The sequence below is a fragment of the Terrihabitans soli genome (assembly GCF_014191545.1).
In the GTDB taxonomy this organism is placed as follows: domain Bacteria; phylum Pseudomonadota; class Alphaproteobacteria; order Rhizobiales; family Methylopilaceae; genus Flaviflagellibacter; species Flaviflagellibacter soli.
The window spans coordinates 2,329,150-2,351,158 of sequence record NZ_AP023361.1; the positions used below are offsets into that span (position 1 = coordinate 2,329,150).

Here is a 22,009-nt window from a genome sequence, read left to right on the forward strand (position 1 = left end):
TCCCGGCAAACCCCTTTAGGAAAACGGTCATTTACCCTTCGACCAAAGCAGAAGTGCCTTTTACCTCCAGATATCCTAGTAAACCCACGGCGGACCTTGGACTTTTACGTTTTAACGTAGACTGAGTGTGCGCTGTGACTAGTTTTGTTGTGTGGAAAATCGCCGCCAATGGCCGCGATACTTGGAAGACGATCGACGCGGAAGATGCGCGTCAGGCAGCTGAAATGGTGTGCGGCTTAGGCCTGCGCAACTTCGGCACCGAAAGCGAAGTCTGCGCGCGGGTGCGCGCCATCGATACGAACGAACCTGCGGTTCTGTTCTATTCGGAAAAGGCCCCCGCCAAGGCAAAGAAGACCGAGCCGATTCCCGAGCCCGTCTAACCCTCGGCGAGATATTTCTTGGCGAGGATCTTTCCTTCCTCGACCGCCGGCTGATCGAAGGCATCGACCCCGAAAAGTTTCGAGGCGATCATCGTTTCCAGCATGAAGTGCATCAGAAACTCGCCGAGCGCATGCTCGTCGAGTTTTTCGATGTGGATTGTACGCACGGCGCGCCCGTTCTTCGCCAGCGTGTCGGCGGTGGCCCTGCCCTGCGCGGCGACAAGATCGCCGATCGTCTTGCCGGCAAAACCCGGCTCGCCGCAGCGCTCGGATAGATCTTTGCCGAGCTTCGGTCCCTTCCCGGCAATCCCGACCGTGACCACGGTAAACAGCTTATCCTTCGGTCCGCCGAGATGAAGCTGCAACTGGCTGTGCTGATCGACGGGCCCGAGCGCGCGCACAGGTGTCGTGCCGCGTCCGTCCTTGCCAAGGCTTTCCGACCAGAGCTGCACCCACCAGGCCGTCGTGCGCTCGAGGCGGTCGGCATAGGCCATCAGCACGGTGACATTCTTGCCGGCATTGGCTGCCGCAACATTGAGCGCCGCGCCGACCGCGGACGGCACCTCTTTCGCAGGCTTCTTGTCGAGGATCGGTTTCAGCGCTGCAGCAGCGCCGGCGCGAACCGCCTTGATGTCGAGGCCGGCCGCACGCGCCGGCAAAAGGCCGACATTGGTCAAAACCGAAAAGCGCCCGCCGACGCCGGTATGATGTTCTAGGAACGGCACGCCATACGGCGCGAGCAGTGCACGCAGCGCATTTTTCTTGGCGCCCTGCTGCGGCTCTGAGAGGCCGAAGATTTGCTTGCCTATATCAGCACCCAGTCCGGCGGCTTCCAGCGCCTGGATGACCGAGATGGTCTGCGTCAGCGTCTCGCCCGTGCCACCGGATTTCGAGACGGCGAGGAAGCGCGTCGTTTTCAGCGGCAGTTTTTTGAGCAGCGCGTCGAGCGTGATGGGATCGAGATTGTCGAGAAAGTGCAGACGCGGCGACGGGCGAAAGAGCGCCAGGCCCGGCACATTGTAATCGGCAAGCTGAAGCAGAGCCTGCGCGCCGAGGCCGGAGCCGCCAGTGCCCATAAAGACGAGATCGGTCGCGCCTTCGAGCATTTTTTTGGCGGTCGCTTCGACCGGCGGCAGATCGTCCACCGTCTCCGGCATGCGCAGGATCGGCAATTCGTTCTTTTCATAAGCCGAGCGCAGCCAGTCGAGCGCGGGTTCGGTCTTTTCGAGAAGCGCCGTGTAATCGGCTTCGGGGATGCCGCCCGGGCCTATCGAGGAGAAGAAGGCGCGGTCTGTGTTCTGGACAAAGGACATGAGAATGGTCCGCACGGATTTGAGGTGCTTCAGCGTAATGCGAAAGCTATGCCGGAAGCGAGAGCGGCCCCGAACTCGGGTTTACTCAAGTTCGGCTTTTTTAGCGCAACTCGGCTATAGCCGAGTTGCGTGACAGCCCCGTTTACCGCGAGCCGGCGGCCTTCGTTTCACGGGCCGGCGCCCCGGCACGGCCGGCGCGGAAACCGACCGGACGACCGGCCGCAGCCACCAGAAGATCGCCATCGCCCAGAATGCGTGCCGCAACGCGCTTGACGTCCTCGACGGTAACGGCATCGACGAGCGCATTGCGCTCATCGATATAGTCGACCGGAAGACGCGTCAGCTGGATTTGCTTGAGGCCGCGCGCGACCTTGACCGAGCTGTCGAAATTCAGGGCGTAGGAGCCCATGAGATAGAGCTTGGCCTTGGCGAGTTCGTCCGCCGTCGGCCCTTCTTTCGCAAAGCGCGCAAATTCGGACTCAATGAGTTCCAGCGCTTCGGCCGCACGTTCGTTCTTCGTCGCAACGCCTCCGCCGATTACGCCCGCATGCTCCATCGGATCGAGATAGGAATAGACCGAATAGGCAAGGCCACGCTTCTCGCGCACTTCGTTGAAGAGGCGCGAGGTAAACGTGCCGCCGCCGAGAATGTGGTTCATCACAACGGCGGGGATGTAATCTGGATCGTCGCGCACAAGCCCGCCGCGGCCGAAGACGATCGTCGTCTGCGGAATGTCCATATCGATCACTTCGGTATGGCCGATATTCTGCGGCGCTGCGGCTTTGACGGTTTTCAGTTTCGGCTCGGCCGGCAAAGCGCCAAATACGAGATCGAGCACCGGCCCAAGCGTCGCGCCATCGATGGCGCCGACAACGGCAATCACAAGATTGCTGCGTGCGAAATTGGCGGTGCGGAAGGCAAGGAGATCATCGCGCGCAATTGCGGCAACCGACATTTCGCTGCCGTGCGGGCGCTGACCGTAAGGGTGTCCGGGAAAAGCCTGCGCCGCCCACGTCTCGTACGCGACATCGCCGGGATCTGTTGAATCGCGACGGATGCGCGCGAGAATTTGCTGGCGGATGCGTTCGAAATCTTCCGCTTCGAGCCGCGCTTCGGTGACGGCAAGACGCAAAAGCTCGAAGGCTTCGACGCGTTTGTCGGCAAGGCATTTGAGGCTGCCGTCGAAACTGTCGCGCCCCGCACTGAAATGCAGTTCAACCGCGCTCTCCTCGAGCTTTTCCTGATAGGCCTGTCCGTCGAGATCGCCGGCGCCTTCATCGAGAAGACCTGCGAGCAATGTTGCGGTGCCGGCCTTCTCGCTCTCGTCCTGTGCGGCGCCACCGCGGAACGCGAACTCCATCGAGATCAGGGGAACGGTGTGTTCTTCGACGAGCCATGCGGAAATCCCGCCCGGCGACACAACGCGCTCGATTTTCGAGGCCATCTTTGCCTGGGTCGCGCTCATGATCAGGCCGCGTCCGGTGCAGATTCGAGCAGCCCCGTCACCGATTGGCGCAGGACAAGCACGCGCCTTGCGACATCGACAAGCTGTTCCGGCGAGACGGCACGGATGCGCTCGGGCCAATCGAGCACGGATTTGATGTCCATACCCGTGGTGAGCGCCGAACCGAAGGTGCGTGCCAGCGAGGCCTGGCTGTCCAGATCGTAAATCGTATCGGCGATGAGGCGCGTTTTGGCGCGTTCGAGTTCGCCCGACTTCACCCCGTCCTTGATCAGACGCGCGAGCTCTTCGTCGAGAGCGGCTTCCATATCGGCCAGAGAATGGCCGGGCCGCGGCGAGGCGTAGATGACAAAGCGGCTGTCATCGAGCGAGGAGCCGCCGTAATAAGCCCCGGCCGCCGCCGCGATGCCGCGCTCGACGACGAGCGAACGGTAAAGACGGCTGGTCGAACCGCCGCCGAAGACGACCGACAGAAGATCGAGCGCATATGCATCGTCCCCCTCGGCCGTGCGGTAGGAGGGCGCGAGATAGACGCGGCTGACCGAAGGCTGGCGCACGCGCGCATCAGCGAGATTGACGCGACGTGCCGCGACCTGTTGCGGCTCGCGCGGACGAAGCCGCGGCGGCGGATCGGCGCGGCGTTCGACCTTGCCATAAGTGTCGGAGGCAAGCGCTTTGACTTCCGCCGCATCGACATCGCCGGCGACGACAAGGATCGCATTGTTCGGCGTGTAATAACGATCGTAGAAGGCGAGCGCGTCTTCGCGGCCGAGTTCCGATATCTCGTGATCCCAGCCGATGATCGGCAGGCCGTAAGGATGGTTCATCCAGAGTGCCGCCGACACCGCTTCCGACAGCTGCGCCGCCGGATCGGAATCGGTGCGCGAGCGGCGCTCTTCCAAAATGACATCGCGCTCGGGAAGAACGACTTCATCGGTCAGAATGAGATTGGCCATGCGATCGGCTTCGAACGCCATCATGGTCTTCAGCGCCGCTTTCGGCACGCGCTGGAAATAGGCCGTGTAGTCGTAGGAGGTGAACGCGTTTTCCTGGCCGCCGAGTTCGGACACCGTGTTCGAGAAGCTGCCGGCGGGGTGGGCCTTCGTCCCCTTGAACATCAGATGTTCGAGGAAATGGGCGATGCCGGATTTGCCGCGCTGCTCATCGGCCGAGCCGACGCGATACCAGATCATATGGGTGACGACCGGCGCGCGGCGGTCGGGCACGACAACGACCTCAAGGCCGTTCGAAAGCGTGAAGGTCTCGACCTCGGGGCCTTTGGCCGGGCGCCCGCCAGGGGCGGCGCCAGGGCCGAAAAAGAAATCACCGAAACCTAAATCGGAAGAATTGAGGGTCATGCGCGTGCCGCGCTCCGGTTCGACGACTCGAAATACCGCTTTGAAGCAGAAGCTGCATCATATGGGGCCGGAATCGGCGAAGCAAAAGCGGCACAGAGCTTTAACCCGTGCGGCAAGCCGTCGTCACTTGCTCGAATTCGAGGCGAACGGGTTTACCCTTGAGAAAAAGCCCTTCTTGCGGTCGCCCTCGCCCGGCCCGTAGGCCTGCTCGGCGGACGGGGTGCGGTAGCCGGGCGGCGGATCGGTCAGGCGCTTGCGCTCCGGCTCGATCGCGGCGACAGGCGCGCCGGTCTTGGCCATTTCGGCTTCCCGCTTCTGGACTTCCTTGAGCTGTTCCGGCGTGAGCACTTTGTTGCGGTCGAAGTTCGTGTCGTATTCGCGCGGGTTTGCCGCGGCGACGCGCCCTGCTTCGCGCTCCTGGCGCTGGAACTTGTAAATCTCGTTGGCCTGATTTTCTTTATATTTGCGGCGCTGACGCTCCGGGATCTTTTCTTTTTCCTCTTCCTCCAGCGCAGCCTGGACGTCGGGATCGTTCGGCCAATTGGGGTTCACCGTAGCCAGGGCCGCCCCGTCTTCCGGCGGCGGCAGGGCCGCGGCGTCCGTTGAAGGCGGCAGAACAAGCGGAGCGCGCTCGGAGAAGTCCATCTTCTCCTGCTTGCGGTCCTGCAGGCCGATGTCTTCCATCAGCTCGCGGAAGGTCTGGGCGTGCGCAGGCGCTGCCATAGACAGAAGCGCGACGGCCGCGAAAGTGCTGAAAATCCGTGTCTTGTCCAAGGCTTAAGCTTCCCGTCTCGAAAGGCGCCCCCGGCGGCTTTCCCTGTTTCACGACCGGAAACGGGCTTTTTTAAGCCCCTCCCCGTCTTAAGACCGCGCGGCCTCTCCCCGGAGGGCACCATACAAAATGAGGACTACCCCGACAACGATGGCCGCATCGGCAATATTAAAGACGTACCATTCAAAGCCGCCGGCATGGAGCAGCACGAAATCGGCGACCGCCCCATAGGCCGCCCGGTCCACAGCATTCCCCGCCGCCCCGCCGAGAATGAGCCCGAGCCCGAAGCTGTGGACCACGGTTCCCGGTTTGCGCAGCCAGAAGAATATGAAGACGCAGGCCGCCAGCGACAGGCCGAGCAGAAACAGCCGCCCGATAAGCCCGTCCTGCTGCAGGAGGCCGTAGCTGATGCCGCGGTTCCAGACGAGGATCAGATCGAAGAAGGGCAGAACCTCGACACGGCCGCGCGATGCGAGATCGTAGGCGTTGAGAATCCAGAGCTTCAGCGCCTGATCGGCAAGGAAGGTGACGGCACCCGTGATGAGGCCAAGGCGCAGACCTGAACTCATCCGCGCGCGGCCAGCCATTCGCGCATGGCGGCGGCATCGCGCGGCGTCAGATCGGGGAATTCCTTGTCCGAACCGACATCCTTCGAAATCTTCCACGAGCGGGCGCATTTCGTGCCCTCGGCGAAACGCGGCTCGACGGCAACGCCCGGCACATCGTCAAGACGGAACGCTGAGGCCGGCGCACCGCTCTTTTCGAGTTTTGCATCCGAAGTGATGCAGATTTCGGCGAGGTCGAGACCCTGAAGCGCGGCGCGAAGTTCATTGTCCTCGACATAGACAATGGGCGAGGCTTCCAGCGACGAGCCGATCTTTTTGTTGGCGCGTTCGATTTCGAGCGCGCCGGTGACGACGCGGCGCACGCGGCGCACCTTCTCCCATTTCGCGTCGAGCGCATCATTCTTCCACGCCGCATCGGACGCGCCGAAATCTTCGAGATGAACCGAGCGACTGTCATCGCCGGTGCGCGAGACCCAGGATTCGTCAGCGGTAAACGGAATGACCGGCGCAAGCCAGCGCACCGTCAGATCGAAGACGAGATCAAGCACCGACAAAGCGGCATGCCGCGTCTCGGACGAAATCGGATCGCAATAGAGCGCGTCGCGGCGGATGTCGAAATAGAAGGCCGAGAGCTCATTGGTATAAAAATTCATCACCGCATGCAGCGCGCGGCGGAAATTGTACGCATCATAGCCCGCCCGCACCTCTTCGCCGACTTCGGCGAGACGATGCAGCATGAAGCGCTCAAGCTCCGGCATCTTTGCGAATGGCACGCGGTCCTTCTCGTTGAAATGGCCGAGCGCGCCGAGCATCCAGCGGATCGTGTTGCGGAGCTTGCGATAGGTATCGACCGAGGTCTTGAGGATTTCCGATCCGATGCGCAGATCGTCCGAATAATCCGTCGACGCCACCCAGATGCGCAGGATATCGGCGCCCGACTGTTTGATAACGTCCTGCGGCGTTGTCGTATTGCCGAGTGATTTCGACATTTTGCGGCCCTGCTCGTCGAGCGCAAAGCCGTGCGTCAGAACCGAATTATACGGCGCGCGTCCGCGCGTGCCGCAGCTTTCGAGCAACGACGAATGGAACCAGCCGCGATGCTGATCCGAACCTTCGAGATACATATCCGCCGGCCAGGGCATGTTTTCGCTGTCTTCGAGAACGAAGGCATGGGTTGAGCCAGAATCGAACCAGACATCGAGAATGTCGTTGATCTTCTCGTAGTCCTCGGCCGGATGATCATTGCCGAGGAAGCGCGCGCCGGTCTGATCTCCGAACCAGGCATCCGCGCCTTCCTTCTCGAAGGCTTCAAAGATGCGCGTATTGACGGCCGCGTCCGTCAGGACTTCGCCGGTTTTCTTTTCGACAAAGACGCAGATCGGCACACCCCAGGCGCGCTGGCGCGAAATAACCCAATCGGGCCGCGCCTCGATCATCCCGCGCAGACGGTTCTGGCCACCCGGCGGGTAGAAAGCCGTCGCATCGATTGCCGCAAGCGCGCGATTGCGCAGCGTATCGACGGCGATGCCGTCATCGCCTCGCTCCGGCACGCCCTCATCGGACAACAGCTTGTCCATGGCGATGAACCATTGCGGCGTGTTGCGGAAAATCAGCGGCGCCTTCGAGCGCCAGGAATGCGGATACTGATGGCGCAGGCGCCCGCGTGCGAGCAGCGCGTCCGCCGCAATCAGCGCCTCGATCACCGCTTTGTTCGCGTCCGCTTCCTTGCCCTTGTCGTCATAGACGCGAAGACCTTGCGCGCCGAAGACCGGCACATGCGGGAAGTAGGCGCCGTCCGGCTGCACGGTGTGCGGCACCTCGCCGAGGCGGTTTGCGGTCCACAGATTATAGTCGTCCGCGCCATGACCCGGTGCAATATGGACAAAGCCCGTGCCGGTATCGGCGGTGACGAAATCGGCGGCGAGCACCGGAACGCTGAAATCATAGCCCGAAGCGCGCAGCGGATGCGCGAGCACAAAGCTTTTCAATTCGTCGGTGGCAACATCGCGCACGCGCTTGGCCTCAATGCGGCCGGCCTTGAACGCGTTCTCGGCAAGCTCATCGGCGAGATAAAGATGCTCGCCCACCCGGGTCCAATTATCGTCCGGTGCGCCGGTGACTTCATAAAGCCCGTAAGAGATGGTCGGCGAGAACGCGACCGCGCGATTGCCCGGAATGGTCCAGGGCGTCGTCGTCCAGATAACGATCTGTCCCTGCGAGGACGGAAATTGGGAAACCGGTTCGGCGTCCGAGATCGTGCCGCCGTTCGGGCGCACGCCGATGACGGGGAACTTCACGAAGATCGTATGGCTCGTGACCTCGTGATATTCGACTTCGGCTTCGGCGAGCGCGGTCTTTTCAACGACCGACCACATCACGGGCTTTGACCCGCGATACAGCTGGCCGGATGTCGCAAACTTCATCAGTTCGTTTGCGATCACCGCTTCAGCGCGGAAATTCATCGTTGTGTAGGGACGCTTCCAATCGCCGATCACACCGAGGCGCTGGAACTCCTCGCTCTGCACACCGATCCATTTGTCGGCATAGGCGCGGCATTCCTTGCGGAAGTCGATGACCGGGACTTCGTCCTTGTTCTTACCGGCGGCACGATATTCTTCCTCGACGCGCCATTCGATCGGCAGGCCGTGGCAGTCCCAGCCCGGCACGTAAGGCGCATCGAAACCGGCCATCTGTTTGGTGCGGACGACGAGGTCTTTCAGGATCTTGTTCAGCGCATGGCCGATATGGAGATTGCCGTTCGCATAGGGCGGGCCGTCATGCAGAACAAATTTGGTGCGGTCTTTGCCCGCCTTTCGAAGTTTTTCGTAAAGGCCAAGGCGCGCCCAGCGCGCAAGCATGTCCGGTTCGCGTTTCGGGAGTTCGGCCCGCATCGCAAAATCGGTTTTCGGCAGAAACAGGGTTTCTGAATAATCGCGCACGGGCGCGGCTTTGGCATCGGTCATGAGGCGCGGGTCATAGCAAGGCGGGGCGCTGCGGGAAAGGCTAGCCGATGGCGCTCGGCGCCAAAGGATCGGCAGGCCCGGTCGAAATGCGCCGGGCCTCGATGGCGTCCCGGTGCATCTGGGAGACCAATTCATCGACACTATCGAATTTTGCTTCTCCCCTCAGGCGGGCGAGGAATTCAACACCGAGCGTCTTGCCGTAGAGATCACCCTTGAAGTCGAAAACATAAGTTTCGAGCAGCGGCGGGGCGTTTTCGTGGAACTGCACGCGGCGCCCGAAATGGGCGACCGCCGGATGGATATGGCCGTCAAACGACGCCCGAACCGCATAGACCCCCTCGGCCAGGGGCGTTTCCGGCGGCAATTGCATATTGGCGGTCGGATAGCCGAGCTCCCGGCCTCTTTTTTCGCCGTGAACGACCTCCCGGAGAACAAACCAACGATGGCCGAGCAGCCGGTTGGCCGTCTCGACATCCCCCGCTTTGAGCAGGGCCCGGATGGCGCTCGAGGACACCGGCGTTCCCGTGCCGAAAGGCTGGACGACGTTCACTTTGAATCCGTAGCGGGCGCCTGCTTCCGTCAAAAAGGCCGGCGTGCCCACCCGGCCCTTGCCGAAATGAAAGTCCCACCCGACCGTCACGGCGACGACGCCGAGGCGGCCGATCAGCACCTCCCGGACGAAATCCTCCGCCGGAAGGCTCGCCAAAGCGGCATCGAAGGTAAGCTCAACCATGCCCTCAAGTGCCTCATGCGACAGCAGAAGTCGCTTTTCGCGAGGCGGCGTCAGTCGCGGAATGGGCAGATCGGGGCGGAAAAAGCTTCGGGGGTGAGGCTCAAAGGTCATGGCCAGCGCCGGCAGGCTCCGGCCAATGGCCTCTTCCCGTGCGGCGGCCAGAACGGCCTTATGGCCAAGATGAACCCCATCGAAATTGCCGATAGCGACCACCCCCCCTGTCAGGGCGGCGGGAATATCGTCTAACCCTCTCTGAAGGAGGAAACCGGGTGCCAGCGGGACGTTCACGGCAGCGATTCTTGGGGTTTTGGCATGGCCGGCGGACCCTGCCGCCCCGGACCCTTGAGGGTCAAGCGGCGATGAACCCCAATTCCAGTTAACCGGATATTCAAACGATACCGGGTATTTCTGTGCAACAGCGGGCCAAGAAACGGAGCCCGAAGGTTTTATTCGCGCGTCAGAAGACGCCTGTATTCGGGGGTTGCACTATGTCCGTCGATCACACGATGCCCATTCTCGTCGTCGACGACTACAAGACCATGATCCGCATCATTCGCAATTTGCTGAAGCAGATCGGGTTCGACGACGTGGATGAAGCGGCGGACGGTTCCGAGGCTTTGGGCAAGATGCGCGAAAAGCGCTACGGCCTTGTGATCTCGGATTGGAACATGGAGCCGATGACCGGCTACGAGCTCCTGAAGGAAGTCCGCGCCGACGAAAAGCTCGCGCGCACGCCCTTCATCATGGTGACCGCCGAATCAAAGACGGAAAACGTCATCGCAGCCAAGAAGGCCGGTGTGAACAATTACATCGTGAAGCCCTTCAACGCGCAGACGCTGAAGTCGAAGATCGACGCAGTATTCGGGGACTAAGCAAGACCGGGGCTTACTCCGGCCGCTTTGTTTGAGGTCGTAAGATGGCTAATAAGGCCAAGAAGGCGCATTTCGAAGAAATGCAGACCTATGCAAAGGCTCAGGAAGGTGCCGAGCCCAGCTTTGCGGAAGTCATGAAGCTCGCGGCGATGGCCGCGGAAAGCATGCAGAACTTTTGCGAAAGCATGGACGCGACGACCTATCGCGAGCTGCGCGACATCGCCAATTACATCGAGACGATGAAGTCCGAAATCGGCGTCTTCCAGGTCAACGACCTGAAGGAAAGCCGCATTCCGGCCGCCGGTGAAGAGCTCGACGCCATCATCAAGGCGACCGAAGACGCGACGAATACGATCATGGAAAGCGCCGAAGCGCTGATGGCCGCGGATGCCAAGGATCCGAAGGCCTATCAGAAGCTCGTCAACGACCATGTGATGAAGATTTTCGAAGCCTGCTCCTTCCAGGACATCACCGGCCAGCGGGTCGCTAAAGTCGTGGAAACGCTGCAGATGATCGAAGCCCGCGTCGGCCGCTTTGCCGAGGCGGTCAATGCCAAGGACGTCGCCGGCTTCCTCGACGAACAGGAAGCGGCCCGCGCCAAGCGCAAAGAGAAGCTGCTGCTCAACGGTCCGCAGCTCGCCGGCCATGCGATCGACCAGAAAAAAGTCGACGACATGTTCGGTGGCGACTGAATTAGGTCCTTTTGCGGACCTCCCATGGACTGCCGGGCATAGATAAACTGCCGCCCGCGCGCTATTTTAGGCGCAAGGTCCGAGACATGAACCAGCACGAACGCATTCCCCGGCCGGCCACCGAAGCCGAAGTCCGCTATCTCGACGGCGATTTCCGCGTCCTGAAGCCGGGCAGCTTTGTGCGCTGCGCGGTCACAGGCGCCGCCATCCCGATCGAAGAGCTGCGCTATTGGTCCGCCGAGCGGCAGGAGGCCTATGCCAGCCCCGAAGTCGCCATCAAGCGGCTTGAGGCCCTCGGCCTTCTGCCCAAAGCCTGACGATCAGCCGAATAATTTTTTCAGGCCCGAAGTGACGAGCTTCGGATTGTCGAAAGCGAGCCTCACGGGCAGCGCATAGGTTTTGTCGGCCAGCCATTTCAGCTCCGGCCCCGTCAGCCGGGCAAAATCCTTCTCCGTCGTCACCAGCGTCAGATCCTCGCGCGCCGCTTCATCCAGAAGCGCCCTCGCCTCGGCTACCGTGAAGACATGATGATCGCCAAAGGCGGCAAGCCGCACGACATCGGCACCAAGCGCTTTCAGCGTGCCGGAAAATTTCTGCGGACGGCCGATGCCGGCAAAGGCCAGAACCCGCCGCCCTTTGAGCGCGCCCGCAAGTTTCGCATCCGGAACAAGACGCGCCGCAAGCTGAGGCGGCTTTTTACGGCGGCCGAGAAAACCGGCGGCCTTCCCCTCCCCGATCAGGATCACCGCGTCGGCGCGCGCGAGCTGATCCTCGATCGGCGCGCGCAGCGGCCCCGCCGGAATGCACAGCCCGTTGCCGATGCCCTGCTCGGTGTCGATCACAAGGAGCGACATATCCTTCTTCAGCGACGGATTTTGAAAACCGTCGTCCATGACGATCACATCGCCGAATTTTGCAGCGAGAGCTGCGCCGGAGACCCGGTCGTGCGCGACCACGCAAGGCGCGGTGCGGCACAGAAGCAGCGGCTCGTCGCCGACGTCGCGCGCGGTGTGGGTTTTCGGATCGACGCGGACCGGGCCTTCCAGCTTGCCGCCATAGCCGCGCGTGAGAAACACCGGATTGCGGCGCGCAAGGTTGAGAAGCCGGGCAATCTCGATGGCCGCCGGGGTCTTGCCGGCGCCGCCGGCGACCGGATTGCCGACGCAGATCACGGGTATGGACGAAGCTTTTCCCGGCAGGCCCATCCGGGCCAGAGTACGCGCCCCGTAAAAGGCGCCGAACGGCGATAAAAGCCGGGCGAGGAAGGAAGGCGCCGGGCGCCACCAGAAGTCCGGCGCGCGCATCAGCGTTTCGTCAGCGACATCTGCATCAGATAAGGCTCGATCGCAGCCAAGGTCGTTTCCAGCGCGCCGCCATTTCGCTCAAGAACGCCGAAGGCGGACTTTCGCATCATGTCACGCGTCGCAGGATCGGCGATCAGGCCGCTGACGGCAATCGCGAAGGTCTCGTTGTCGGTGATTTCCAGAGACCCCTGCGCCGCGTCGAGCTCCTTATAGATCTCGGCAAAATTCGAAACATGCGGTCCGTGCAGGATCGGCACACCGAGCTTTGCCGGCTCGATGGGATTTTGCCCGCCATGCTCGACGAGCGAGCCGCCGACAAAGGCGACGTCGGCCACGCGGTAGAACAGGCCGAGTTCGCCGATCGTATCGGCGACGAAGATATCGTTGTTCCAGTCGGGATCGCCGATATACGAGCGCAGCGACACATCGAGGCCCATCTCTTCCGCAGCGTCCAGAACCTCGTGCGCCCGGTCGGGATGGCGCGGGACGATGATGGTCAGAAGATTGCGCGTCTGCTGCTTCAGGCGCGCGTGGACGCGGATGACAAGCTCATCCTCACCGGTATGGGTCGAAGCCGCGAGAAAGACGGGACGGCCGAAAATCGCATCCTGCAGGCGGGTCAATACATCGGTGGGCGCCGGCGGCGGCGGCACGTCGAATTTCAGATTGCCGGCGGTCTCAACGCGCACCGCACCGAGGGCCGCCAACCGCCGCCCGTCCGTTTCGGTCTGGGCGAGGCACAGATCGATATTCTTCAGCACATAGCCGATCGTCGAGCCGAGCTGCGCCCAGCGGTCATAAGAGCGCTGCGACATGCGCGCATTGGCGATGACGAGCGGGATATTGCGCGTCTCCGCTTCGGCAAAGAGGTTCGGCCAGAGTTCGCTCTCGGTGAAGATGACGAGATCGGGCTGCCAGTGATCGTAAAAACGCCGCGCATAGCGCGGCACGTCGAGCGGCACGAACTGATGAAGCGCCTCGGGCGGCAGGCGCACGGCGGCAAGGCGTGCCGAGGAAATCGTCCCCGTCGTCAAAAGAACGTGAAAGCCGCGATCGACCAGAGCTTCAACGAGCGGCAGAACGGAGACGAATTCGCCGACGCTTGCGGCATGAACCCAGACGAGCAGGCCCTCGGGCCGGTCACGGCTCGGCCGGCCGCGGCGCTCGCCGATGCGCGTCAGCATCTCCTTGCCCTTGCGCCGGCGCCAATTGAGCAGCGCCCAGGCCAGCAGCGGTCCGGCAAAGCCGAGAACACCGGAATAGACCCGCAGAAGGATCGGCTTCTTAGCCATTACGCACCCGCCAGGGTTTGCCGCCGACGAGTTCATAAGCGCGTGCATGCGCAAGGTCGAGCCCGCGTTCGACTTTGAGGCGGGCAATTTCGAGATCTTCGTCGCTCGCATCCTCGGCGACGGTGATTTTTTCGCCGACCACCATCGCACCGCGGCTGAACGGCAGAGCCAGATGCGCCTGATCCCAGGTGTTAAGCGCGATACAGTTCTTCGTTACAACCGCAAGCGGATAGATCGGACGGCCGCTCAGTTTTGCGAGCAGAACAATTCCCGTGCCGACCACACCGCCGATTTTCGGCACATCGGCCGTCAGCGTCACCGAGCTTCCGCCGTTCAGCGCCCGCACAAGCCCGCGTAGCGCAAGAACGCCACCGCGTTTTGTGACGGCCCTGTCGGACGAATGATGGGCGCCCGAGCCGCGGACAAGATTGAAGCCGAGCTTTTCAAGAGCGATGGCATTGATCTCGCCGTCCGCATGACGGGCGACGAGTGCCGAGCCCGGCCAGTCTTTCGGCCAGGCGAGCGGCGTAATGACATGCTGGCCGTGCCACAGCGCCATGATCAGCGGCAGATCGCCCGCAAGCGCGCCGCGCAGATCCGCCGGCTCCTGCACAAAGCGCGTCGTCTTGCCGATGATGCGGATGTAGAACGCAATGAGGCTGCCCGCGAGATTCAGCACAAAGGGGCTGCGGACAATCTTTTTGTAGTTCATGGCGGCCGGCGACCGCCCTAGCCGGCCCAGCTGCGCGGCGTTGCGCCGGCCAGAAGAAGCGCGGCGCGAATGGCTGCGTTCAGAGGCTCGCGCGCGCCGATCAGCGGGCGATGGACGGGGGACGGAAGATTATAGCGCGGCGGCTCGCCGTCGATTTCGAGAAGCTTTGCGCCGGCTTCCTGCATGATGATGTCGGCGGCGGCGATGTCCCAATCCTTGGCACGTGTTGATGCGACGGCGGCATCGACCCGGTTGGCGGCGACATTGGCGAGGCGATAGGCGAGCGCATAGACATAAGGCGCGCGCGCCACCGCGGCGCCGATCCCGTCGAGATCTTCCAGCATGGTGCGCGGGCCGACGATCTCGGCGCCTTCCAGGACATCGCGCGGCGAGGCCGTGATCTGGCGTTCGTTGAGAAACGCGCCGCCGCCCTCCACCGCTTCGAACATCTCGTTCTTGGTCGGATTGTAGATCATGCCGAAGACCGGGCGGCCTTCATCGACAAGCGCGACAGAAATCACCCAGACCGGCACCCCTTCGACAAAGGCGCGCGTGCCGTCGATCGGATCGACGATCCAGACCCGGGCATGATCGAGGCGCTCGGGCGTATCGGCCGTCTCTTCCGACAGCCAGCCGATGTTGGGATCGAGCGCCGAGAGCTTTTCCCGGAGAAAGCCGTCGATGAAGACATCGGCCTCGGTGACGACCGAGCTATCCCCCTTGGTCCAGCGCTTGGCCCCGGAGCGGGCAAAACCGAGCGCGATCTCGCCGGCTTCGCGGACGATCGACGCGACGGGAGCCTTCAACTGATCGAGCTCGGCGCGGGAAACCGCCAAGGAACAAACTCCACATAAGTCCGGGGGTGAAACGGAGTTAAACCCCTCACCTGTCAGGGGCAAGACACCGGCCGTGCTTTACAGGGTAAAGGTAATGTTATCAGGCCGGAAAACAATTTTATACCAATATTCTAGGTCAGCTTTGATTAACTAGACACCTTAAGTCCGTTTCGAAGCTGAACTGCGACACTCCCTTCCCGTAGATAAGAACTGTCCAAGCAAACGAGACAGTTCGGGGAGTAGAGTTTCGTGAGGCGTCCCAACGAAATCCTCGGAGCTTCGGCGCCGGACCGTGCTGTTAAAGCCGATCCGGCGCGTCTGCCTTTCGAGTTCAATGTTCCGGAAGCGGCAAATCTGGCCGAGCGCGCGCCTGAAGAGGCCGACCGGATCGAAGCGGCCCGCCGTTTGGGCGATGGCGCTTCAAAGATCGTCCTTCCGTTGTCCGATTATCGCGGTGTCGCCATCCGCCTTCTGCCGGGCGCTACCGAGACCGAAGACCGCGTCGCCGTCGTCCTGTCGCACACCGCACCCGCCCAGGAAGTCATCCTCTATCTCGCCGACGACGATTTCGACGTTATTGCCGAATGGCGTTTGTGGGCGACCACGCTCGGCCTGCCGCTTCTGATGGAAGGCCTCGACGGCCGCACGATCGCCGCCGAAGACCGGCTCGGCGAGGTCGAAGTCTCGCGCCCGCGTCCGCGCCGCCGCCATTCGCTTTTGTCGGGCCGCCGCCCGCGTTTCCTGACGCGCCGCCGCACCGGCAAACTGCCGCTCGTTCCGTTCGTCCATCAGGGCGAGCGCGAGATCATCGCCTCTGAATAATTTTCTGGCGGCTAGAGCGCGCGCAAAGCCGCGTCGGCGACAAATCCCGCAAACAGAATAAGGCCCGCTGTCCGGTTCGACCGGAACAGCATCAGCGCATGTTTCGGATCTTGCGGATCGAGCACGCGCACCTGCCAGACAAGATGCGCTGAGAACGCAAAAAGCCCGAGCCACGCGGCAAAACCGGCATTTGCCGCAATCAGCGCACCGGCGATCAAAATGACCGTTCCACCGTAAAAGCCCCAGAGCCAGGGCTTCACCTTCGCGCCGAACAGGCGCGCGGTGGAGCGCACGCCCGCCAGCGCATCGTCTTCGATGTCCTGCAGCGCGTAGATCGTGTCGTAGCCGATGATCCAGAACACGCAGCCGAGGAACAGGAGAAGCGACGGTGTGCCGGGCACAGTTGCTTCCGCCGCCGCCCATCCCATCAGAGCGCCCCAGCCGAAACAGATGCCGAGCACCGCCTGCGGCCACCAGGTGATGCGTTTCATGAAGGGATAGGTGACGACAGGAAAGATCGCGAGAAAGCCGAGCGCCATCGTGATCAGATTGAACTGGCGCAACACGACGAGGGCGACGACGAGCTGCAGGACGAGAAAACCCGCCGCCGCTTTGGTGGTGATCTGCCCGGAGGGCAGCGGGCGGCTCGCGGTGCGGGCGATCTTGGCATCGATGTCGCGGTCGACAATGTCGTTCCAGGTGCAGCCCGCCCCGCGCATGACAAAGGCGCCGATGAGGAACAGCACGAGATGGAAGAGATCCGGCGCCGGCTTGCCGGTGGCGGTCGCGACCAGAGCCGTGCTCCAGGCGCAGGGCCAGAACAGGAGCCAGACCCCGATCGGCCGGTCCCAGCGGGCCAGCCGCGCAAAGGGCTTCAGCCAGTCCGGCGCATGGCGGTCGACCCAATTGCCGGGCGGGGCATCGCTGGAAGAGGTGACCATGTGTCCGATGTGAAACGGGCGGGAAGTTATTCCCGGCAAGTCTAGCCGCGCGGGAGAAAAACGCTATCTTCGCTCTCTCGCATAGAGGGATTTTGAGAACAATGACGCCGTCTTTCAAATGGCTTGCGGCCTTCTGCTTCATCCTCGTGGCAACGCCGTCGGCCATGGCTGCCCAGTGCTCGCCCCCGGGTGGGTTCGATGCCTTTATCGATGCCTTCCAGAAAGAGGCGGCTGCCAAGGGCGTCGGAAAGCGCGGCCTCTCGGCGCTCGACGGCCTGAAGCTCGACAATGCGACGCTCGCCTTCGACCGCAAGGTCCGCGCCGCCTTCAAAGGCTCGTTCGAACAGTTCGCGGCAACCCGCGTCACGTCCGCCCGCCTCAATCGCGCGGCGGGCTATCTCAAATCCCACGCCGCACTCTTCCAGAGGATCGAATCGCAATACGGCGTGCCTGGTCCCGTGCTTGTCGCCATCTGGGGGATGGAGACCGAGTTCGGCGGCTTTGTCGGCAACAAGCCGATCCTGCCGGGTCTTGCCTCGCTCGCCTATGACTGCCGCCGCACCGATCTCTTCCAGCGTGAGCTTCTCGCCGCCATCACCATCATCGACAAAGGCGAGATGAGCGCGGCGGAGCTGAAGGGTGCAGGCCATGGCGAAATCGGCCAGACGCAGTTCCTGCCCTCCTCCTATGTGAAGTTCGCCGTCGATTTCGACGGCAACGGCAAGAAGGATCTGATTCGCAGCCAGGCCGACGTTCTCGCTTCGACCGCCAATTATCTGCGCGGTTATGGCTGGCAGAAGGGCGGCGGCTGGCAGGAAGGCTCGGCCAATTTCGCCGCGCTCGCCGGCTGGAATAAATCACCGAACTATCAGAAGGCGATCGCCCTCTTCGCCACCAAAGTCTCCGGCGGCTCCTGACCTTATCCATGGCTGAATATGATTTCTCGGCGCCGCGGCTTTTCCTCGATGAGGACCTGAAGGCCGGGGCGGAGATTGCGCTGTCGCCGGAGGCCTCGAACTATCTGCGCAATGTGCTGCGCCTCCAGGCGGGCTCGAACGTCCTCGTCTTCAACGGCCGCGACGGCGAATGGCGCGCCGAGATCGCTGATGCCGGCAAGAAGAAGACGGCCCTCACCGCGCGCGAACAGGTACGTACGCAGACCTCGCAAGGCGATCTCTGGTATCTCTTCGCGCCGCTCAAACATGCCCGGCTCGATTACATGGTGCAGAAAGCCGTCGAGATGGGCGTCACGCGCCTGCAGCCGGTGATGACGCGGCGGACGCAGAGCGGCCGCGTCAATCTTGAGCGCATGCGGGCCAATGCCGTCGAAGCCGCCGAACAATGCGGCATTCTCTCGCTGCCCGAGATCGAAGAACCTGTTGCGCTCGACAAGCTTCTCGCCGCATGGCCATCCGACAGAAGTCTGATCTTTTGCGACGAGGATACCGAACAGGCCTCGCCGCTTGCCGCTTTGGGCAAGCTCACGCGCGGCAAGCTTGCTGTGCTCATCGGCCCGGAAGGCGGCTTCGACGACAGCGAGCGCACGCTTCTGTCCAAATTGCCGCAGACCGCCACAATTTCGCTCGGCCCGCGCGTTCTACGTGCGGATACGGCTGCTGTTGTGGCATTGGCGCTGGTTCAGGCAAGCTTGGGCGATTTCTAATTCGTGACACCCACGCAACACCCCTGAAACGTCTGGCTATTACACGCTGTCGTGACCGGCTTTTCACTGGCCGGATCGTGCGCATCGGCGTTATTGCTCCGGTTCGCCAGACTTTGGGGGTCCCCGTCCGCTTATGACCGATATCGATTCTGTGAGCCGCATCAGCCGCCGCGCTTTTGTCGCCGGCCTGCCGCTCTTTCTTGCCGCCTGTCAGACCGCCGGCGGCGGCCGCGGTGCCGTCGTCGCTTCGACGCCGATGAACACACCCGCGGTCGACGGCTATGGCGCGATCACCACCGAGCCCTTCCCGATTGCGGCGGTGAACACCAAAGGGATCGACCCGCGCTTCATGCGCCAGCTTGTCGCCAATCCCACGGGCGAGCGCGGCGGCATCATCGTTGTCGATACGCAGAGCAAGTTTCTCTATCTGACGCTCGATCGCCGCACGGCGATGCGTTACGGCGTCGGCGTCGGCCGCGACGGCTTCGCCTGGAGCGGACGCGCGATCATCGACCGCAAGCAGGAATGGCCGAAATGGCATCCGCCGAAGGAAATGATGGAGCGCGATCCGGAAGCCGCGAAATGGCCGGAAGGCATGCCCGGCGGCATCGGCAATCCGCTCGGCCCGCGTGCGCTCTATCTCGCGCAGGACGGCAAGGACACCTATTTCCGCATCCACGGAACGACGCAGCCGAAATCGATCGGCCAGGCCATGTCCTCGGGCTGCATCCGCATGTTCAACCAGGACATCATCGACCTCTATAACCGCGTGCCGATCGGCACCGAGGTCGTCGTCAGCCAGACCGGCGTCGCGGTCTGATCACACGGAAGTTCTGTATTAACCACGCGCCCGGTACGGCTCCCGTACCGGGCGCGTTTCGTTTGCGGCCCGGCCTTTACGGACGCACCGCGAAGGCATAGGTGAGGGTCCCGTTTCCCCGCGAAGACCCTCATGGCGCGCGACCAGATCGATATGACCCCCATCGGATCGCGCGACGAACTCGTCGCCTGGTTCGAAAAAGGCGAAAAGCCGCGCGAGAATTTCCGCATCGGCACCGAGCACGAGAAAGTGCCGTTCCGCAAAGGCGAGAACACGCCCGTTCCTTATGAAGGATCGCGCGGCATCCGCGCTTTGCTCGAGGGCATGCAGGCCTTGCTCGGCTGGGAACCGATTATCGAGAACGGCAAGATCATCGGCCTTCTCGATGTCACCGGCGGCGGCGCCATTTCACTGGAACCCGGCGGCCAGTTCGAATTGTCCGGCGCACCGGTACAGACGCTGCACGGCACCTGCCGCGAACTTCACTCGCATATGTCTCAGGTGCGCGAAGTCGCAGAGCCGCTCGGCATCGGCTTCCTCTCGGTCGGCATGTCGCCGAAATGGACGCTGAACGAAACGCCGGTGATGCCGAAGCGCCGTTACGAGATCATGTCGAATTATATGCCCAAAGTCGGCGGGCACGGCCTCGACATGATGTTCCGCACCGCGACCGTACAGACCAATCTCGATTTCGAAACCGAAGCCGATATGGTCAAGAAGCTGCGCGTCTCGCTGGCGCTGCAACCGGTTGCGACCGCCCTCTTCGCCAATTCCCCCTTCACCGACGGCAAGCCGAACGGTTTCCTGTCGATGCGCTCGCAGATCTGGCTCGACACAGATTCAGACAGGACAGGCATGCTGCCCTGGGCGTTCGAAGACGGTATGGGCTATGAGCGCTACACGGACTACGCGCTCGATGTGCCGCTCTATTTCGTCAAGCGCGGCGACACCTATCATGATGTCGCCGGCGCGAGCTTCCGCGATCTTCTCGACGGCAAGCTCAAAGCCCTGCCCGGCGAACGCGCAACGCTCTCGGACTGGTCGAACCATTTGACGACGATTTTCCCCGAAGTGCGCGTCAAGCGTTACCTCGAAATGCGCGGCGCCGATGTCGGCCGCACAAGCCGCATCTGCTCGCTCTCCGCCTTCTGGGTCGGCCTTCTTTACGATCAGCAGAGCCTCGACGCGGCTTACGATCTTGTCCGCGACTGGACCGCGGAAGAGCGCGACACGCTGCGCCGCGACGTGCCGAAGCTCGGGCTTGCTGCCTCGATCCGCAATCGCTCGCTGCGCGAACTCGCGCGCGATGTGCTCGACATTTCGCGCGCCGGCCTTGCCGCGCGCGGCCGCCCCAACGGCCTCGGCGACGACGAGACGATTTATCTCACGACGCTCGAACAGCTTGTCGATGGCGGACGCACCAATGCGGAAGATCTCCTCGCCCGCTGGCGCGGCCCCTGGGCGCGTTCGGTCGATCCGGCGTTTTTCGAGGAAGCGTATTGAGCCATCACCTGGCGTGATGGCTTGCATCACGAAGCCTGGTTTGAAACCACTGCCGGCGCGGCGCCTTATGCGGCATGACAAAAAAGATAAATAAGAGTGCGACTGCACGGCCCGTGATGGGCCGCACCGAATTCATTCTCGCCGCGCTCGTCCTTTTCGCGTGGTCGACAAGCTGGATCGGTGTGCGGCTCCAGCTCGGCGTCGTTGCGCCGGAAGTCTCCCTGCTGTGGCGCTTTCTGATTGCCGGACTTTTCATGTTCGGCTTCTGCGCGGTGCGCGGCGAAAAGCTCTCAGGCTTCTCCGGCCGCGATCATCTCTTCTTCGCCGGGCTCGGCCTCACGCTCTTCTGCATGAATTTCGTGCTGTTCTATTATGGCGGGCTCGTTCTCGTATCGGGCATGCTCGCGGTCGTCTTCGCGCTTGCCGCCCCCATCAATGTCATCGTCCAATCGGCCGTTCTGAAACGGCCTGTCTCCTGGCAGGTCGCGGCCGGATCGATTGTCGGCGTCCTCGGCGTGGCGGCGCTGTTTGCGCCGGAAATCATCGAGAACGGGTACGGACATATCAGCGGGCTCGTTCTCGCAACGTTCGGAACCTTCTTTTTTTGCACCGGTAATCTTCTGTCGGCGCGCGTGCAGAACCGCGGCATCCCCCTCGCCTCCGCCACCGCCTGGGGCATGGCTTACGGTTCGTGCTTTCTGCTCGTTCTATCGCTTGTCAGAGGCCAGACGTTCCAGATCGAATACACGGTGGCTTATCTCGGCGCGCTTCTCTTCCTCGCGCTGATCGCCTCCGTGCTCGCCTTCATGACCTATCTGTCACTGTTGCGGCGCATCGGCCCGGCACGCGCGGGCTATCTGACCGTGCTCTTCCCGGTCTTCGCGCTGATGATTTCAGGCCAGTATGAGGGCTATCAGTGGACGTACTGGTCCTTTATCGGCATTGCCGCCGTCGCCTTCGGCAATGTGCTGGTGCTCTGGCGCAGTCCGCACGCCGCGCATTGAG

The 22,009-nt window shown here is 62.4% G+C and carries 22 protein-coding genes; 10 read left to right on the forward strand and 12 right to left on the reverse strand.

Annotated features, from left to right (window positions below; genetic code table 11):
• The first annotated feature begins 134 nt into the window (after positions 1-134).
• On the forward strand, positions 135-380 hold the full coding sequence (locus tag IZ6_RS12030; RefSeq protein WP_222875287.1) for a hypothetical protein: 246 nt from the start codon (positions 135-137) through the stop codon (positions 378-380).
• On the opposite strand, the gene IZ6_RS12035 is transcribed toward IZ6_RS12030, so the two are convergent.
• The 7 genes from IZ6_RS12035 to IZ6_RS12065 all read right to left on the reverse strand — a co-directional run bounded on the left by IZ6_RS12035 (position 377) and on the right by IZ6_RS12065 (position 9,760).
• The gene (locus IZ6_RS12035; RefSeq protein WP_225873903.1) at positions 377-1,708 is read right to left on the reverse strand and encodes a glucose-6-phosphate isomerase; all 1,332 of its coding nucleotides are present in this window, start codon (positions 1,706-1,708) and stop codon (positions 377-379) included. The genes IZ6_RS12030 and IZ6_RS12035 overlap by 4 nt on opposite strands.
• A 127-nt stretch (positions 1,709-1,835) precedes the next feature.
• On the reverse strand, positions 1,836-3,158 hold the full coding sequence (locus IZ6_RS12040) for a M16 family metallopeptidase (RefSeq protein ID WP_222875288.1): 1,323 nt from the start codon (positions 3,156-3,158) through the stop codon (positions 1,836-1,838).
• 2 nt (positions 3,159-3,160) lie between these two features.
• Positions 3,161-4,513 carry a M16 family metallopeptidase gene (locus tag IZ6_RS12045; RefSeq protein ID WP_222875289.1) on the reverse strand — a complete coding sequence of 451 codons (1,353 nt, stop codon included), beginning with the start codon at positions 4,511-4,513 and terminating at the stop codon, positions 3,161-3,163.
• 123 nt (positions 4,514-4,636) lie between these two features.
• Entirely contained in the window at positions 4,637-5,287 is a 651-nt protein-coding gene (locus IZ6_RS12050; protein WP_222875290.1) for a hypothetical protein, read from the reverse strand.
• A gap of 87 nt (positions 5,288-5,374) precedes the next feature.
• Positions 5,375-5,854, reverse strand: a complete 480-nt coding sequence (lspA, locus tag IZ6_RS12055; RefSeq protein ID WP_222875291.1) for a signal peptidase II — start codon at positions 5,852-5,854, stop codon at positions 5,375-5,377.
• Complete coding sequence (gene ileS, locus IZ6_RS12060) at positions 5,851-8,814, reverse strand: isoleucine--tRNA ligase (RefSeq protein ID WP_222875292.1); 2,964 nt, start codon at positions 8,812-8,814, stop codon at positions 5,851-5,853. The genes lspA and ileS overlap by 4 nt, the downstream gene beginning before the upstream one ends.
• A 40-nt stretch (positions 8,815-8,854) precedes the next feature.
• The gene (locus tag IZ6_RS12065) at positions 8,855-9,760 is read right to left on the reverse strand and encodes a bifunctional riboflavin kinase/FAD synthetase (protein WP_420825551.1); all 906 of its coding nucleotides are present in this window, start codon (positions 9,758-9,760) and stop codon (positions 8,855-8,857) included.
• Positions 9,761-10,035: 275 nt separating this feature from the next.
• On the opposite strand from IZ6_RS12065, the gene IZ6_RS12070 reads away from it, so the two are divergent.
• The 3 genes from IZ6_RS12070 to IZ6_RS12080 all read left to right on the forward strand — a co-directional run bounded on the left by IZ6_RS12070 (position 10,036) and on the right by IZ6_RS12080 (position 11,428).
• Positions 10,036-10,419, forward strand: a complete 384-nt coding sequence (locus IZ6_RS12070) for a response regulator (protein WP_222875294.1) — start codon at positions 10,036-10,038, stop codon at positions 10,417-10,419.
• Between the two features lie 44 nt (positions 10,420-10,463).
• On the forward strand, positions 10,464-11,111 hold the full coding sequence (locus tag IZ6_RS12075; protein WP_222875295.1) for a protein phosphatase CheZ: 648 nt from the start codon (positions 10,464-10,466) through the stop codon (positions 11,109-11,111).
• An 86-nt stretch (positions 11,112-11,197) separates the two neighbouring features.
• The gene (locus IZ6_RS12080; RefSeq protein ID WP_222875296.1) at positions 11,198-11,428 is read left to right on the forward strand and encodes a DUF2093 domain-containing protein; all 231 of its coding nucleotides are present in this window, start codon (positions 11,198-11,200) and stop codon (positions 11,426-11,428) included.
• Positions 11,429-11,431: 3 nt separating this feature from the next.
• On the opposite strand, the gene lpxK is transcribed toward IZ6_RS12080, so the two are convergent.
• The 4 genes from lpxK to IZ6_RS12100 are packed head-to-tail and all read right to left on the reverse strand — an operon-like array spanning position 11,432 to position 15,255.
• Positions 11,432-12,415 carry a tetraacyldisaccharide 4'-kinase gene (lpxK, locus tag IZ6_RS12085; RefSeq protein WP_222875297.1) on the reverse strand — a complete coding sequence of 328 codons (984 nt, stop codon included), beginning with the start codon at positions 12,413-12,415 and terminating at the stop codon, positions 11,432-11,434.
• Positions 12,415-13,707 (reverse strand): 3-deoxy-D-manno-octulosonic acid transferase, encoded by a 1,293-nt coding sequence (locus tag IZ6_RS12090; RefSeq protein WP_222875298.1) that lies wholly within the window; start codon positions 13,705-13,707, stop codon positions 12,415-12,417. Before IZ6_RS12090 ends, lpxK begins: the two co-directional genes overlap by 1 nt.
• Positions 13,700-14,419, reverse strand: a complete 720-nt coding sequence (locus tag IZ6_RS12095) for a lysophospholipid acyltransferase family protein (protein WP_222875299.1) — start codon at positions 14,417-14,419, stop codon at positions 13,700-13,702. The genes IZ6_RS12090 and IZ6_RS12095 overlap by 8 nt, the downstream gene beginning before the upstream one ends.
• A 17-nt stretch (positions 14,420-14,436) precedes the next feature.
• Complete coding sequence (locus tag IZ6_RS12100) at positions 14,437-15,255, reverse strand: 3'(2'),5'-bisphosphate nucleotidase CysQ (protein WP_222875300.1); 819 nt, start codon at positions 15,253-15,255, stop codon at positions 14,437-14,439.
• Positions 15,256-15,504: 249 nt separating this feature from the next.
• Here IZ6_RS12100 and IZ6_RS12105 point away from each other — a divergent pair, with 249 nt between their 5' ends.
• On the forward strand, positions 15,505-16,077 hold the full coding sequence (locus IZ6_RS12105; RefSeq protein WP_222875301.1) for a DUF6101 family protein: 573 nt from the start codon (positions 15,505-15,507) through the stop codon (positions 16,075-16,077).
• Between the two features lie 11 nt (positions 16,078-16,088).
• On the opposite strand, the gene ubiA is transcribed toward IZ6_RS12105, so the two are convergent.
• A complete protein-coding gene (gene ubiA, locus IZ6_RS12110; protein ID WP_222875302.1) occupies positions 16,089-17,018 on the reverse strand; it encodes a 4-hydroxybenzoate octaprenyltransferase in 930 nt (309 codons plus the stop codon).
• Positions 17,019-17,119: 101 nt separating this feature from the next.
• On the opposite strand from ubiA, the gene IZ6_RS12115 reads away from it, so the two are divergent.
• The 5 genes from IZ6_RS12115 (at position 17,120) to IZ6_RS12135 (ending at position 22,008) form a co-directional block, all read left to right on the forward strand.
• Positions 17,120-17,935: a lytic murein transglycosylase gene (locus tag IZ6_RS12115; protein ID WP_222875303.1), complete on the forward strand. Its 816-nt coding sequence runs from the start codon at positions 17,120-17,122 to the stop codon at positions 17,933-17,935.
• A gap of 8 nt (positions 17,936-17,943) precedes the next feature.
• Positions 17,944-18,681 carry a 16S rRNA (uracil(1498)-N(3))-methyltransferase gene (locus IZ6_RS12120; RefSeq protein WP_222875304.1) on the forward strand — a complete coding sequence of 246 codons (738 nt, stop codon included), beginning with the start codon at positions 17,944-17,946 and terminating at the stop codon, positions 18,679-18,681.
• Positions 18,682-18,814: 133 nt separating this feature from the next.
• Complete coding sequence (locus IZ6_RS12125) at positions 18,815-19,501, forward strand: L,D-transpeptidase (protein WP_222875305.1); 687 nt, start codon at positions 18,815-18,817, stop codon at positions 19,499-19,501.
• 132 nt (positions 19,502-19,633) lie between these two features.
• Entirely contained in the window at positions 19,634-21,004 is a 1,371-nt protein-coding gene (locus tag IZ6_RS12130; RefSeq protein ID WP_222875306.1) for a glutamate--cysteine ligase, read from the forward strand.
• A 74-nt stretch (positions 21,005-21,078) separates the two neighbouring features.
• Positions 21,079-22,008 (forward strand): DMT family transporter, encoded by a 930-nt coding sequence (locus tag IZ6_RS12135; RefSeq protein ID WP_225873904.1) that lies wholly within the window; start codon positions 21,079-21,081, stop codon positions 22,006-22,008.
• The last annotated feature ends 1 nt before the right edge of the window (position 22,009 follow it).